General features: G+C 43.5%; 13 protein-coding genes. 7 read left to right on the forward strand and 6 right to left on the reverse strand.

The window, feature by feature from the left end:
* Nucleotides 1-87: 87 nt before the first annotated feature.
* On the reverse strand, nt 88-1,392 hold the full coding sequence (locus tag HMPREF9624_RS03655) for an O-acetylhomoserine aminocarboxypropyltransferase/cysteine synthase family protein (RefSeq protein ID WP_009536585.1): 1,305 nt from the start codon (nt 1,390-1,392) through the stop codon (nt 88-90).
* Nucleotides 1,393-1,792: 400 nt separating this feature from the next.
* Here HMPREF9624_RS03655 and HMPREF9624_RS03660 point away from each other — a divergent pair, with 400 nt between their 5' ends.
* Nucleotides 1,793-2,368, forward strand: coding sequence for an ECF transporter S component (locus tag HMPREF9624_RS03660; RefSeq protein WP_009429043.1), 576 nt, complete (start codon nt 1,793-1,795; stop codon nt 2,366-2,368).
* A 213-nt stretch (nt 2,369-2,581) separates the two neighbouring features.
* On the opposite strand, the gene HMPREF9624_RS03665 is transcribed toward HMPREF9624_RS03660, so the two are convergent.
* The 3 genes from HMPREF9624_RS03665 to recJ all read right to left on the reverse strand — a co-directional run bounded on the left by HMPREF9624_RS03665 (nt 2,582) and on the right by recJ (nt 6,331).
* On the reverse strand, nt 2,582-3,253 hold the full coding sequence (locus HMPREF9624_RS03665; protein WP_009536586.1) for a hypothetical protein: 672 nt from the start codon (nt 3,251-3,253) through the stop codon (nt 2,582-2,584).
* A gap of 6 nt (nt 3,254-3,259) precedes the next feature.
* Nucleotides 3,260-4,513: a serine hydroxymethyltransferase gene (locus tag HMPREF9624_RS03670; protein WP_009536587.1), complete on the reverse strand. Its 1,254-nt coding sequence runs from the start codon at nt 4,511-4,513 to the stop codon at nt 3,260-3,262.
* Nucleotides 4,514-4,615: 102 nt separating this feature from the next.
* Entirely contained in the window at nt 4,616-6,331 is a 1,716-nt protein-coding gene (recJ, locus tag HMPREF9624_RS03675; RefSeq protein WP_009536588.1) for a single-stranded-DNA-specific exonuclease RecJ, read from the reverse strand.
* A gap of 241 nt (nt 6,332-6,572) precedes the next feature.
* On the opposite strand from recJ, the gene HMPREF9624_RS03680 reads away from it, so the two are divergent.
* The gene (locus tag HMPREF9624_RS03680; protein ID WP_009536589.1) at nt 6,573-7,502 is read left to right on the forward strand and encodes a CPBP family intramembrane glutamic endopeptidase; all 930 of its coding nucleotides are present in this window, start codon (nt 6,573-6,575) and stop codon (nt 7,500-7,502) included.
* Nucleotides 7,503-7,755: 253 nt separating this feature from the next.
* Here HMPREF9624_RS03680 and HMPREF9624_RS03685 read toward each other — a convergent pair whose 3' ends face one another.
* Nucleotides 7,756-9,285, reverse strand: a complete 1,530-nt coding sequence (locus tag HMPREF9624_RS03685) for a helicase HerA-like domain-containing protein (RefSeq protein ID WP_009536590.1) — start codon at nt 9,283-9,285, stop codon at nt 7,756-7,758.
* Between the two features lie 20 nt (nt 9,286-9,305).
* The gene (locus HMPREF9624_RS03690; protein ID WP_009427824.1) at nt 9,306-9,479 is read right to left on the reverse strand and encodes a hypothetical protein; all 174 of its coding nucleotides are present in this window, start codon (nt 9,477-9,479) and stop codon (nt 9,306-9,308) included.
* A 126-nt stretch (nt 9,480-9,605) separates the two neighbouring features.
* On the opposite strand from HMPREF9624_RS03690, the gene HMPREF9624_RS03695 reads away from it, so the two are divergent.
* The 5 genes from HMPREF9624_RS03695 to HMPREF9624_RS11945 all read left to right on the forward strand — a co-directional run bounded on the left by HMPREF9624_RS03695 (nt 9,606) and on the right by HMPREF9624_RS11945 (nt 14,128).
* Nucleotides 9,606-10,019 (forward strand): RrF2 family transcriptional regulator, encoded by a 414-nt coding sequence (locus HMPREF9624_RS03695; protein WP_009429683.1) that lies wholly within the window; start codon nt 9,606-9,608, stop codon nt 10,017-10,019.
* A gap of 129 nt (nt 10,020-10,148) precedes the next feature.
* Nucleotides 10,149-11,168, forward strand: coding sequence for a glycosyltransferase family 2 protein (locus tag HMPREF9624_RS03700; RefSeq protein ID WP_009536591.1), 1,020 nt, complete (start codon nt 10,149-10,151; stop codon nt 11,166-11,168).
* Nucleotides 11,169-11,307: 139 nt separating this feature from the next.
* Complete coding sequence (locus tag HMPREF9624_RS03705) at nt 11,308-12,102, forward strand: SDR family NAD(P)-dependent oxidoreductase (protein WP_009536592.1); 795 nt, start codon at nt 11,308-11,310, stop codon at nt 12,100-12,102.
* A 317-nt stretch (nt 12,103-12,419) separates the two neighbouring features.
* Entirely contained in the window at nt 12,420-13,559 is a 1,140-nt protein-coding gene (locus HMPREF9624_RS03710) for an ABC transporter transmembrane domain-containing protein (RefSeq protein ID WP_009536593.1), read from the forward strand.
* Entirely contained in the window at nt 13,511-14,128 is a 618-nt protein-coding gene (locus tag HMPREF9624_RS11945) for an ATP-binding cassette domain-containing protein (protein WP_242822622.1), read from the forward strand. Before HMPREF9624_RS03710 ends, HMPREF9624_RS11945 begins: the two co-directional genes overlap by 49 nt.
* Nucleotides 14,129-14,137: the final 9 nt, after the last annotated feature.

Genomic DNA, 14,137 nt, shown 5'->3' on the forward strand with positions numbered 1-14,137 from the left:
TAAAAGGAAAAAGAAGCCGTTCTTTCCTCTGTCGAAAGACGCTTCTTTTTCCCGCCACAAAAAAATGTTCTATTAATAATTTTCGCCTTAAATCGCCTTGAACGCTTCTTCCAAATCCGTAAGAATATCTCCGATATCCTCAATTCCGATAGAAAAACGAACCGTATTTTCCTTGATTCCCTGCTTAAGCAATTCTTCTTTCGAACTCTCCGAGTGCGTTGTGCTTGCCGGATGAATCACCAAAGACTTCACGTCCGCAACGTTTGCCAAGAGAGAGAACAGCTCGAGGTGGTCAATAAACTTCTTTGTTGTTTCCGCATCTCCCTTAATGTCAAAGGTAAAAATAGAACCTCCGCCATTTGGAAAATACTTCTTATAAAGCTCTTTCTGTAAAGGATCCTGAGAAACGGCTGGATGAGAAACGTGTTCCACCTTCGGATGTTTGTTCAAATACTCTGCCACCTTTAACGCATTTTGTCCATGTCTCTCTACACGAAGCGGAAGCGTTTCCGTCCCTTGCAGGAGTAACCAGGCATTAAAGGGGGAAATGGCAGCGCCTTCATCTCGAAGGATGATTGCTCTGATATACGTTGCAAGCACTGCCGGGGCAGTATCTCTTGCAAAGCTCACGCCGTGGTAAGAAGGATTCGGTTCGGTAAGCCAAGGCCATTTATTTCCCTTAGTCCAGTCAAATTTTCCTCCATCTACCACGATACCGCCCATGGTGGAGCCCTGTCCTCCTATAAACTTCGTGGCGGAGTGCACCACGATGTCTGCACCGTACTCTATCGGACGAACATAATAGGGGGTTGCGAAAGTATTGTCTACGATTAACGGAAGCCCGTGTTTATGCGCTAATTTTGCCCAAGCCTCAACATCTACAACATCCCCGTTGGGATTTCCGAGAGATTCAATATAGAGTGCTTTTGTATTTTCCCGAATAGCCTTCTCCGCTTCGGACAAATCATAGGGATCCACGAATGTCGTTTCCACACCGGAGTCTTGAAAAGTATGCTTTAAGAAGTTATAAGTTCCTCCATAAATATTTCTTGCACTGACAATATGATCTCCTTGATGTGCCACAGCTTTAAAAGCGTAAGTAACCGCCGCTGCACCGGATGCAAGCGCCAGCGCCGTAACTCCTCCTTCAAGACTGGCAATCCTCTCCTCGAGCACGCCTTGTGTCGGATTCGTCAGTCTGGTATAAATGTTCCCCGCCTCCTTAAGAGCAAAACGTGCAGCAGCCTGATCACAGTTTTCAAAAACAAAAGCTGTACTTTGGTAAATGGGTACCGCCCTTGCACCGCTTGCCGGATCCGCCTTCTCCTGCCCTACATGAACCGCTCTTGTGTTAAAAGAAAAATTTCTTCCCGTTCTATTCTTCTCGCTCATTCTTCTACCTCCATAGTCAAAAACCACAACAAGATGTCTCAGGCTTCGCCTGTGCTACTTGTTAAGAATAAAAATACCTTACCGCCCTTAAAAAACGGTCTCTTCCGTTTTTTCATCAAAGCAAATGTCTCTTTCGGATAACCGAATCACATCTTGTCAGAAAATGTAGCACAGTGCACTTTTTCTGTCTAATACTATGAATTTTGATTTGGATATAGTTACAGACTATAACAATCTGGTCTTATATATTTTTATAAAATTGGATATTTTATCAAGTCCAGTTTGTGTTATCATCTGAAAACATCGGAAGATTTTTTCGTGCCCGGCAAAATCACGCGGCTATTCCATTATCAAGTCGAAATCTTTCGAATGCTGGAAGTCCTGTTACGGAGGTATGACTATGAATCAAAAAGTACAAAAATTAACTTTATCTGCACTCTTTGCCGCATTATCCTATGTGGTGTTTACCTTTCTGCAGATGAAAATCCACGTCGGAGGCGATACCACTTCCATTCATCTCGGAAATGCCGTGGTTGTGATTGCCGCACTGGTTCTTGGCGGTCCCTTGGGCGGACTTGCTGGTGCCCTGGGTATGACCATAGGCGATCTTCTCGATCCGGCATATATCACTTATGCTCCGAAAACCGTAATTTGCAAACTCGTGATTGGTTTAATCGCAGGCTTTATTGCACATAAGTTGGGAAAAATCAATGACTCGCAGGATCGTTCTCACATTTTCAAGTGGGTTCTGCTTGCCGCAATCTTCGGGCTCCTTGCCAATGTGATTTTGGATCCCACCATCGGGTATTTCTACAAACTCCTTATTTTGGGAAAGCCTGCTGCAGAGCTGTCCTTTAAGATTAATGTAGCGGCCTCCGCCATCAATGCAGTATTATCCATCATTGTTTCCGTCTTGGTCTATATGGAACTGTATCCGATTTTACGGAAGGAGCATTTAGGTCTGCAAAAGGTTTAGCCGGACGATAAAACAATATACTGCGCACTACGCGAACGATACTCGTTGAGAACAAGATGTCTCAGGCTTCGTCTGCGCCACTTGTTATGAACTCAAAAAACAGCTTACAAGGACTGTCCCTGTAAGCTGTTTTTCTATAAAGATAATGCATGAGTTATCCATTATCGGAAAAACGCGTCAAAAATCTGCTAGTAATTTATTTCTGAGTAAAGCCTAACTCTTCCGATTCTTTATCCTCCGAAGAAATAGCGCGCCTAAAGCCAGTAGCGCATTTCCGGATAAAATGGTCACAATCCAAAAAACGGTTTTTCCCAAGCTTTGCTCCCTGATTTTCAAAAAACTGTAAGGGCCGGAAACCAGTCCCAGCGCATTTAAAAGAATTAAGGGAATCGCATAGGCCAAGGTAGTAAAAAGGGCATAGGAAACCCATTTTAAAGGAATATCCCCCTCTTCAAAAAGAAGCAGAAGTAAGGAGAGAAAGGGACAAATTAAATGACTGAAAATTTTTCTTCCCTCCAAAAACTCATGGGCATACCCCTGTTCCGGTCCCAAAACAAGGAGGACCACCACAAAGGTCACCATGAGGCACACCGTAGAAATAAAACGTAAGAGACTGATTCCGTTCCGGGCCGCAGAAAGCTCCGTCGTCCCTCCGTCCTTATTCTGAAAATAACGACTTACTACTCCTTTTCCCTCTCTATTTAAAGCCGGAAGCTTCCATAAGAGATAGAGAAGAGACGCTATCCCGCAAAGAAGATTGGAATCGGTCGTATAATACCGAAGGGTCGTAAAGCCGTCTTCCGAGAAGGCACTCAGTACGACAATCAGTTCCAGAAGAAGCAAAATTATATGCCCGAATAATAGATTTTTTTCTTTCTGTCTCATCTTCTCCTAACCCTCATAAATCGGATACTTCTTGGTAAGAGCCGAAACCTGAGCACGCACTTCTTCCTTCGTTCCCTCAAAGTCGGAAACCACTTTATAAAGGCAATCCGCAATGACCGCCATATCTTCTTCCTTAAAGCCTCTCGTGGTGATGGCCGGAGTTCCGATCCGTACACCGGAAGTCACAAAGGGAGAACGCGGCTCACGCGGAATACTGTTCTTATTTAAGGTAATATTGACCTCATCGCAGCGATTCTGCATATCCTTTCCGCTTACATCGCTAAAGTTGGTCAGATCCACAAGCATCAAGTGATTATCCGTTCCGGAGGAAATGAGCTTAAAGCCTCTCTTCATTAGCTCCTCTGCAAGAGCCCGGGCGTTCTTCACTACCTGCTCCTGGTAAGTCTTATATTCCGGCTTTAAAGCCTCTCCGAAGCAAACAGCCTTAGCCGCAATGACATGCTCCAGCGGTCCGCCCTGGATTCCCGGGAAAACAGCCTTGTTGAAATTGTATTTTTCCGCTGCAGCCGCAGTAGAAAGGATGATGCCGCCTCTTGGCCCGCGAAGTGTCTTATGCGTAGTCGAGGTCACGATATCCGCATAGGGAATCGGGCTCGGGTGTACCCCTGCGGCAACCAGTCCCGCAATATGCGCCATGTCTACAAAGAGTACGGCACCGACCTCATCGGCTATTTCTCTAAACTTTTTAAAATCTATCACTCTCGGATAAGCGGATGCACCGGCAATGATCATTTTCGGCTTATGCTGCTTCGCCAAGGCGCGAATCTCATCATAATTAAGATATCCCTCTTCCGTAATGCCATAGGGCACGATGTTATAAAAAAGACCGGAAAAGTTTACAGGGGACCCGTGTGTCAAGTGTCCGCCCGCATCCAGACTCATTCCGAGAATCGTGTCTCCCGCCTTGCAAACCGCCATGGTCACCGCCATATTGGCCTGTGCACCGGAGTGGGGCTGTACATTGGCATATTCCGCGCCGAAAAGCTTCTTCACTCTTTCAATGGCAATGTCTTCCACCTTGTCCACTTCCTGACAACCGCCGTAATAACGCTTTCCGGGATAGCCTTCCGCGTATTTATTGGTTAAAACCGTTCCCATGGCAATCATGGAAGCGGTAGAAAGAATATTCTCCGATGCAATGAGCTCAATGTTGTTTTGCTGCCGTTCATATTCGGAAAATAATCCTGCTCCAACCTCGGGATCCATCTGCCGAACATAGTTCATGATTTCTTTTACCATCCTGTTTCCTCCTTACATCGTAAATCTTTATCTATGGAAATATTCTATTTCCGGGTTTCCTTCTTTTACCCTGTCCACATATCCTTTTTCAGGATAATCATGCTATACAAAACTGTGTGCTGAAATCACAAGCTGCACTTGTTTCTCCCCATTGTAGCTGTTGATGCGCGGATAGTAAACAATATTTAACTTCTTACGATCCCCCTTTTCGGAAAGAAAACTTTCCCCGTCCGTAAAATAAATCCCTTCCATACGCTTTCCCTGACGATCCATGAGATTGAGCTTCACTACATTTCTATGCTCTCCGAGAATCCTCAAGCCCTGAATTTCCACCTCTTTTTCAGCAAAAGCAGGCTTTTCATTTCCCTTTCCGAAGGGCTCTAATATACGCAAGGACTCCGTAAACTCTTCCGTACAGTAGGAAAAGGGAAGAACGGTATCAATCCATAACTTTTCCACTAAATCCTCGGGAGACAAGGTACAGTCTTCTTCCAGCTTTTCTCTGAGAAGGGGAAGATTTTTTTCTTCCAAGCTAAAGCCTGCTGCCATGGGATGTCCTCCGAAACGAAGTAAAAGCTCCTTTTCTTTTTCAAGAGCTGCCGCCATGGGATAGGCCGGAATCGACCTTCCGGAGCCCTTGACCTTGCCCTCTTCCGTCTTGGTCACCACAAAGGTGGGACGGTAAAATTCCTCCTTGATTCTTCCGGCAACAATTCCCGCCAAGCTCTCATGCAGCTCCGGCAAATACAGGAGAAGCACTTTTTTCCCCTCTTCCGCCTCCGCAAGCTTTCTTGCTTCTTCCACCGCATTTCCCGTAAGACTCTTTCGCTCTTCATTGAGCTCCTTTAAATGTTCCGCACGGGCCATCGCCTTCTCTCTGTCTTTTTCCAGAAAGAGCGAAATCGCTTCCATAGCGCTCTCCAGTCTTCCGGACGCATTGATTGCCGGTCCAATCTGGAAGCCCAAGGTAAAGGACGACAATTCCCGCTCTCCTTCCTTCCAATACAGGGAAAGCAAAGCGGCAAGCCCGATATTTTCCGTCCTCGGAAGAAGTTCCAGCGTTTTCTTCACTACAACTCTATTTTCCTTCTGTAAGTTCATGACATCGCAGACCGTGGCAATTCCGGCAAAACAGAGAAGCTCATCCAGGATTTCTTCCCCTCTCCCCCGCTTCTCTATCAGCATCTTCATAAGAAGGTAAACTACCATCGCTCCGCAAATCTCGGCATTCTTATACTTACTGTCCTCCCGCTTCGGATTCACTACGGAAAAAGCCTCAGGATAAATCTTTTTCCCCCTTTCATCTACGCGCAAATCATGATGATCGGTAAGAAGAACATCAATCCCCACTTCCTTCGCATAGCTTAACTCCGAAAAGGCGGAAATGCCGTTATCGCAGGTGATGAGAAGCTGCACGCCGTCCTTCTTCGCTTCTTCTATGATATGCTTGTTGATTCCGTATCCGTCATTGATTCGGTGCGGAATCACAAAGCTTAACTGTCCCGCCTCCGTAAATTGCGAGATGGCAAGATAAAGAATCGTTGTCGCACAAACACCGTCCACATCATAGTCTCCCACAATGCGGATCTTTTCTTTCCCGTCTACAGCTCTCTCGAGGCGGTTTATAAAACGAATACTGTCCGGTAAAAATAAAGGAGAAGGAATTTCTTCTCCGGAGAGAAATTCCCGCATTTCCTCCTCTGTTTCCAAGTCTCTGTTTCGTAAAATACGAACAAGGACGGGATCCAAGTTCAGTTTATCCGCCAAAGCCTGAAAATCCGCTTTTTTTCCATAAATATACCAATTCTTTTTTCTCATAGCTTTCTCACTCTCCAACTTATCTTCCCGGTGTTCTTTGCCGTATTCCTTATGTCTTGATTCTTCTCAAAAAAATCTTGGAACTTCTCAAAAAAAGCTTGGAATTTCCTTGCATTGCCTTTTCCATTAAATCTTGTTAGTATAAAATGAATTTTCTCTTTTATGTAGTTCATCCTCTTCGTCTGAAAACGAAAGGATGGAGGAAAATCTTGACAGTATTGTAGCAGAAAAAGGGGCTTTTATGACAGATAAACAAATCAAAAGATATTTCAATATGACTGCACTGGGGTTTTTTTCCTATGCCATCCTGATACAAGTTCTGGCTGTCCTGGCAGTCCTTCTCATTGACTTGCTTTTTCCGGCTTTGTCTTCCGGCGCAATGTATTACAGTATGATGGTCTCCGTCATTCCGTGTCTGCTCTTTCTCTATTTTCTTTTTCGAAACAATAATCTTGTTTCGTTGAATGAAACAGAAGAGCCTTCTTCCCGCTTTTCTCCCCCCGTCTTTTTACACTTTTTTCTGATTTTTTGCGGGGTACAATGGATTTCTTCTTTGCTGACCATCCCTCTGGTCCTTCTTTTTCAGAAAATGGGACTCGACTTAAGCTATTCCGAAATGGCGGCAAAAGGCGGTGCACTGAATGATATTCCCATGCTTGTTTATACCATTCTTATTGCACCGATTGTAGAGGAGCTGGTTTTTCGCGGGGTATTTTATAAGCGTTTTAAAGCATTCGGCAGTTTTTTTACCGCCTTTGCCTGTTCCCTCTTCTTTGCATTAATTCACAGTAACTTTCTGCAATTTATTCCCGCCTTTATGATGGGCTTTGTCCTCTTCGCGATTCGGGACAAATACGGACTTCGTTATTCCATCTTACTTCACTTAACGAATAATGCTCTGGCTATTCTGGTGAATAACCTCGGTACTGCACAGCCTTGGCTTATGTCCGCTTACGGGCTCCTTCTTTTAGGAGGAAGCGTTTATACTGTGATAAGCCTAATTAAAAACAGAGCAAAGCTTGTCGCTCTGCGTCCCGATGAGAAAGGCCGAAAAGCACTGAAGCTTTTCTTCAGTTCTCCTTTGGTATGGGTAGATATTGTCGTGCTGGTGATTCTTGCCATTGTAATCCTGTTTAACCCGGGGACGGAAGAAATGACCACAACGGTATAAGAATGGTCACAACGATAAGGAATGACTACTATGGTATAAGAATGGCCACAACGATAAGGAATGACTACTATGGTATAAAAGATATAAAATTCTATAAAATCGGTACTATTTCAAAGTTCAGTCATGATACCGGCTAAAGACCATAGAACAAAAAACAGCTGCTGTAAAAATCAAAACTTCTTTATCCTTTGATTTTTACGGCAGCTTTTGTCATTCCAACTATTTATCAGCTAAAACCGGCTCCATCCACATTTTATCTTCCGAATAAGGTTTCCAGAATGCCTCTTCCCAAAGCAGCACCGATATTACCGCCCAGTCGGCGTCCCATACCCTTTCCGAGTACGGACTTTCCGATGCTTGCCCCGACTTCTCTTCCGATAGAGCCGGAAACGGAGCGGCTGACCGACTTCACCACACGGTTTTGCAGCTTGGAAGTCTGTGCCTTATCCCTTTCCTCTTCCTTCTCTGAAACGGCCTTTTCCTTTTCGGCTTCCTCGGAAAGCCCCTTTCTCGTGAGCATCTCGTAAGCAGAGTCACGGTCTATCATCTCATCATACTTAAGAGCCAAGTCTGATCCGAGCTTTGCTTTTTCCTTTTCTTCCGGGCTCAGTTCTCCGAGGAAAGTCTGCGGCGGGAAAATCATTGCCTTCTCCACCATAGTCGGCTTTCCATCCGGATCTAAGCAGGATACCAAAGCTTCTCCGGTACCGAGATTTTCCAGAACCTCCAAGGTATCAAAGGCAGGATTCTCTCTAAAGCTGTCCGCAACCGCCTTCAGCTTCTTCCTCTCTCCCGGCGTATAGGCCTGAAGACCGTGCTGTATTTTGTTTCCAAGCTGAGAAAGAATTTCCTCCGGAATGTCCGCAGGATTTTGGCTTACATAATAAATGCCGATACCCTTACTGCGGATTAGCCTTGTCACCTGCGTTATTTTCTCTAAAAGAGCCTTCGATGAATCCTGAAAAAGGAGATGCGCTTCATCAAAGAAGAAAACCATACGAGGCTTTTCCAGGTCTCCCACCTCCGGCAAATTCTCATAAAGCTCGGACAGAAGATACAAGAGGAAGGTGGAGTAAATCTTCGGGTCGGATGCCACTGACTTCGCATCCAAAATGGAAACCACACCCTCACTATTCGTTGTCAAGCGGAAGAAGTCCTTTACATTGATGGCGGGCTCTCCGAAGAATTCCTCTCCTCCTCTGTCTTCCAAGGCTACCACAGAGCGTAAAATCGCATTCAAGCTCTGTGTGGAGAGCTTTCCGTAGGACTTTTCATACTCCTTACTGTTTTCACTGACATACTGGAGCATAGAACGAAGATCCTTTAAATCCAGTAAAAGCAGACCCTCTTCGTCCGCAATGCGGAAAATGATACGGAGAATATCACCCTGCACATCGGAGAGATTCAGAATACGACTCAAGAGTAAGGGTCCCATCTCCGACACGGTGGTTCTAAGAGGAATCCCTCCCTCCTTCGTAAAAGAGAAGAACTCCACCGGAAAGGCTCTATAGGAAAATTCACTTTCGGAAAGCCCGCACCTCTTCCTTCTCTCTTCTATCTTCTCCGTTGCTTCTCCCGCCTTAAAAAGACCGGAAAGGTCTCCCTTGAAATCCGAAAGAAATACCGGAATGGAAAGCGCGGAAAACCGTTCTGCCAAAACCTTAAGACTTACCGTTTTTCCCGTGCCTGTTGCTCCGGCAATAAATCCGTGTCGGTTCAGTTTCTCCGAATGAATGCTTACTCTTTGTCCTTCGCTGTTTATCGCGAAATCAATCTTAGCCATAGTGCCTCCTCGTATTTATTTCATTCTACAGTTTTTCTTTGTAGTTCCTTCAAAACTAATCCTGCCGTTTTCGTTCTACCGGAAAGAATATCTGATTCTGCTATCTCTAAATCCTTATAAATTCGCTCTTTACGACATATTTCAGAAACCTTAGTCATATCTTTCAATTCTTTTATCGGAATAATCTTTGGCATAATCCACCGCCTTTTTAAATTTTAATTATGTCATAATTATGTCCTTTATGCAAAGCACTTTTCCCCCTCCTTGCACATTCCCCAGTGCTATGCTAGGATATTCAGTTATAAGAGGAGATGAAGACTATGATGATTTCAACCAAGGGGCGCTATGCCTTAAGCACTTTAATCGATATTGCAAAAAATCAGGATGAGAACAGTCCTGTTTCCATAAAGGAAATGGCGGAGCGGCAAGGCATTTCCTTGAAATATCTCGAACAAATTATTTCCCTGATGGTAAAAGGAAAGCTCTTAAAAAGTGTGCGTGGAGCAAAGGGAGGCTATCTTCTCTCTCGAGACGCCAAGGATATTCTGGTTGGAGAAATCTTAAATGCTGCAGAGGGAACGCTCGCACCGGTTGATTGTGTCAGAGACGGTGTAAGCTGTGAAAAATCTGCATCCTGCCCCACCTTTCCCCTCTATAAAGAAATAGAAGATGCCATTTATTCCGTGGTAAATCGCTATACACTCTGGGATCTCGTGAAAAGCAGCAAGGCTTAAAAAAACTGTGCTTTCCACTTCTTTTATGCTATAGTAAATGGTATGTTTCGCTCGCAATATGAGCACTTTCGTAAACAAAATATCGCACGCTTTCTGTACGATACACATTATGAATTAAATGGAGAGTCTATGAAGTTAATCAGTTTTGCCATTCCTTGCTACAACTCTTCCGCCTACATGGGAAAATGCATCGAAAGCATCCTTCCCGCAGGGGACGAAGTGGAAATCCTCATTGTGGACGACGGTTCCCAGAAAGACAATACCTTAGAAATCGCAAAGGAATATGAGAAAAAATATCCTACTATCTGTAAGGCAATTCATCAGGAAAATGGCGGCCACGGGGAAGCCGTAAATACCGGCTTAAAAAATGCGAGCGGCCTTTATTTCAAGGTCGTAGACTCCGATGACTGGCTGGATTCCGAGGTGCTCTTAGAAATTCTGGAAAAAATCAGGAATATTACTCTTTCCGGAGATAGCATTGATCTCTTTGTTGCGAACTTCGTCTATGACAAAGTAGGACAGGAAAATAAAAAGGTAATGTCCTACGGCAACGCCTTCCCGGAAGATAAAATCTTCGGCTGGAACGACATGAAGCGCTTTAATCTTGGGCAGTATATCCTGATGCATTCCGTGATTTACCGTACGAAGCTCCTTCGGGATGCCGGTCTTGTCCTTCCGAAGCACACCTTCTATGTGGATAATCTTTTTGTTTATCTTCCGCTCCCCCATGTGAAGAAGATTTATTATTGCAACAAAAACCTCTATCATTACTACATCGGTAGAGACGATCAGTCTGTCAACGAAACCGTAATGATTGGAAGACTGGATCAGCAGTTTAGAGTCAATCGTCTGATGATAGACTCTTGTGATGTCATGAAGGTACAGCCGAAAAAACTGCGAAACTATATGATTCTTTACCTGGAAATCATCACTACCGTCTCCTCCGTTCTTTCCATCAAGTCGGAAAACGAAGAAAATATGGAACGAAAGAAAGAGCTTTGGAACTATCTTAAGAAAGAACATTTCCCGTTGTGGCTCCGTATGCGCTCAAGTTTCCTCGGTCAGGGTGTAAATCTTCCCGGGAAAATCGGAAACAAGCTGACCATTTTAGCTTACCGCTTAAGCAGAAAGTTCTATGGCTTTAACTAAAAGCTGAAGAGAAGCAAAAACCGGCTTTGCATGGTAAAATCATCCTTGCAGAGCCGCTTTCTTTTTACTAAAAAAGAAAGCAAATCAGAACGAAATCAAAATGATAAAGAAATTGTAATCTTTGTAAACGAGGTAAAAAATGAAGCTTGCCATCATCACCGGCGCATCCAGAGGAATAGGAAGATCTGCAGCAAAGGCCTTTGCCAAAGAAGGGTATACTCTGCTTTTAAACTGCGAGAAAAATATAGCCTTACTGGAAGAATTAAAGACAGAAATCGAAGGGAGTTTCCCCGAGTCTCAACTCGCGAGAAGACGAGTCTACGACGAAAAATGCACGGTAGATAAACTCTCCCCGATGGAAATCACTCTAAAAGAGGGAAGCTTTTCCTCCGCATTCTTGGAAGGCTATTTTCATGCTAAAGAAACAGAACGCGTAGAAATAGACGAGCTGGTCTTAATCATCAATCAGGGAAAGTCCGTCTTGCGTCTTACGCAAGAGTATAGTGCCGATGAAACCGACAGTCTCCTTCAGGCAAATCTCCTGGAACCTTTTCAACTCGTGCAACGCATGATTCCTTATCTGCTCCGTGTGAAAGAAGGACGGATTCTTTTCAGTTCCTCCGTTTGGGGAAATGTCGGCTCCTCCATGGAAAGCTTATATTCCCTCACAAAGGGAGGCATCAACAGCTTTGTGAAAGCACTCGGAAAAGAACTTGCGCCTTCGCACATCGCTGTAAATGCAGTCGCTTTCGGTGCGATAGACACCGACATGAACGCCTGGCTTACAGAGGAAGAGCGAAGCAGTCTGGAAGAAGAAATTCCCTACGGCAGAATGGCAACAGTAGAGGAAGCCGCCGATTTCCTGCTTCTTCTTTCCAAAGCGCCGCTCTATCTCACCGCACAGGTCATTCCCTTTGACGGTGGATGGATATAGCTTAAGCACAAAACTTTACACTCTCGTAGATTCATTCTCGTGGTGATGCAAAACATTTGTGTATATTTCACATTTTCTATATAATCAACAACAGATGTTAAGCTTCAGCTGAATAAACTGAAGTTTATGATTTTCGAAACAGGATTCCATCAGGACGTAAATTTACGTAAAAGGTGACGCCATCATGATTCATTATCAATTTTGTCAGATGTAAACATAGGACGATATTTTCTAAGCCGGCATAGTGTTTTACCATGTCTTTGCCCCATCTCAAGTGGGTATCGTTCTTTTCTTGTGCGAAAGGACAGTTGATAGTGATGAAAAAATTGAATAAAGAACTTTATAGAACCCCTTTTTCTGTTGGAAAAAAATGGTTTCTTATTTCTATGATTTCTATGGTAATTTTAAGTGCCTATAATCTAATTATTTCATGGCTGCTCCAAAAAATCATCGATCTTGCAGCCGGAATAGATAAAACTCCCTTTTATCAGCTGGCACTCGTTTCTCTTCTTTCTTTTCTTGTATTTATTGTCTTTTACTTTATATTTCGATATGCTCACCCTAAATTTTTACAGACATTGTCTACTTCTTACAAGGACTTGCTGTTTGCAAAAATTCTTCGAAATAATAGTAGAATGGTTTCAGAAATCGGAAGCGGACAATTTCTTTCAAAACTCAGCAACGATTTGAAATCCATTGAAGAGCATTATTTTGATTTTTATATTACTCTGATCGATATCGGAATCAGTTTCGTCGGAGCCATCGTTTTAATGCTTTGGTACAGCCCTGTACTTACCATGGTAGCTATTGCATTATCCATATTGCCTCTACTCGTATCCATTCCGGCATCAAAGGAAATTACGAAAACCGAAAAAAATCTTTCCAAGAAAAATGCCGGATTTATGGAATTTATGAGAGATACCCTCTCCGGTTATTCCGTAATCAAAAGTTTTCAAGCGGAATCCGAACTGGAAAGCCGTTTTCATGAGGAAAATGTCAAAATTGAAAAAGCAAAGTTTCTTCGCGGATTTGCTGAAGAAAATATCAATCTTCTTTCCACTGCGGCAAGCGTAGTGATGAGACTAGGGGTATTTCTTTTCGGGGCATGGCTATCCTTATCGAATCCGCATGTTACCCCGGGCATTGTGCTTGCCTTCCTTCAGCTAGTTACTTTTGTTATCACTCCGATAGAGAAAATACCTTCTCTATTTGCGAATCGTCAAGCGGCACGCTCTCTGATTGCACAAACTGCTGAACTTCTTTATGAGAAACCTGATGAACTAGAAAAAACAGAAATCCATTCTCTAAAATCAGCAATTGAAGTTCAAAACCTTTCTTTTTCTTATGAAGCTAGTGAAAAAGCACTCCGAAACGTCTCTTTGACTTTTCATGCCGGAAAAAATATGCCATTGTCGGCACTTCCGGTTCGGGGAAGTCCACATTATTTAAACTGTTGACCAAGTACAGCAGCGAATATGACGGCAATATTCTATTTGACGGAATAGACTTGAGAAATATTACTTATTCCTCCCTTTCAAAGAGTATTTCTGCGGTGCAGCAAAATGTTTTTGTTTTCAATGACAGCATATATAACAATATTTGCCTGTATAAAAACATAGCGGAAAAGGAATTTGACTATGTGATTCAAAAATCCGGACTTTCCTCCCTTATTCAGCAAAAAGGAAAAGACTTCTCTTGCGGAACAAACGGAAATAAACTCTCCGGAGGAGAAAAGCAACGCATTTCCATTGCACGGGCACTACTTAGAAATGCATCCATTTTACTCATGGATGAGGCAAGTTCCGCATTAGATGAAAAAACGGCAGATGAAATCATGCATTCCATTTTGGATATGCCCGATACCACAAGCCTTGTTATTACACATCGTTTAAATAGTACGCTACTCAAAAGATATGATGGAATCTTTGTTCTACATCACGGAAAGCTAATCGAATTTGGCTCTTTTGATGAACTCATGAAAAATAAAGGCTTGCTTTACTCTCTGGTTCTGCTTTCCCAAAGCTAAAGAATATAG

This window comes from Oribacterium asaccharolyticum ACB7 (assembly GCF_000238075.1).
GTDB classification, from domain to species: Bacteria; Bacillota; Clostridia; order Lachnospirales; family Lachnospiraceae; genus Oribacterium; species Oribacterium asaccharolyticum.

Bases quoted from the DNA above. Each gene is read 5' to 3' on its own strand.
- HMPREF9624_RS03655 (WP_009536585.1), bottom strand. From the start codon at position 1,392: ATGAGCGAGAAGAATAGAACGGGAAGAAATTTTTCTTTTAACACAAGA.
- HMPREF9624_RS03660 (WP_009429043.1), top strand. From the start codon at position 1,793: ATGAATCAAAAAGTACAAAAATTAACTTTATCTGCACTCTTTGCCGCA.
- HMPREF9624_RS03665 (WP_009536586.1), bottom strand. From the start codon at position 3,253: ATGAGACAGAAAGAAAAAAATCTATTATTCGGGCATATAATTTTGCTT.
- HMPREF9624_RS03670 (WP_009536587.1), bottom strand. From the start codon at position 4,513: ATGGTAAAAGAAATCATGAACTATGTTCGGCAGATGGATCCCGAGGTT.
- recJ (WP_009536588.1), bottom strand. From the start codon at position 6,331: ATGAGAAAAAAGAATTGGTATATTTATGGAAAAAAAGCGGATTTTCAG.
- HMPREF9624_RS03680 (WP_009536589.1), top strand. From the start codon at position 6,573: ATGACAGATAAACAAATCAAAAGATATTTCAATATGACTGCACTGGGG.
- HMPREF9624_RS03685 (WP_009536590.1), bottom strand. From the start codon at position 9,285: ATGGCTAAGATTGATTTCGCGATAAACAGCGAAGGACAAAGAGTAAGC.
- HMPREF9624_RS03690 (WP_009427824.1), bottom strand. From the start codon at position 9,479: ATGCCAAAGATTATTCCGATAAAAGAATTGAAAGATATGACTAAGGTT.
- HMPREF9624_RS03695 (WP_009429683.1), top strand. From the start codon at position 9,606: ATGATGATTTCAACCAAGGGGCGCTATGCCTTAAGCACTTTAATCGAT.
- HMPREF9624_RS03700 (WP_009536591.1), top strand. From the start codon at position 10,149: ATGAAGTTAATCAGTTTTGCCATTCCTTGCTACAACTCTTCCGCCTAC.
- HMPREF9624_RS03705 (WP_009536592.1), top strand. From the start codon at position 11,308: ATGAAGCTTGCCATCATCACCGGCGCATCCAGAGGAATAGGAAGATCT.
- HMPREF9624_RS03710 (WP_009536593.1), top strand. From the start codon at position 12,420: ATGAAAAAATTGAATAAAGAACTTTATAGAACCCCTTTTTCTGTTGGA.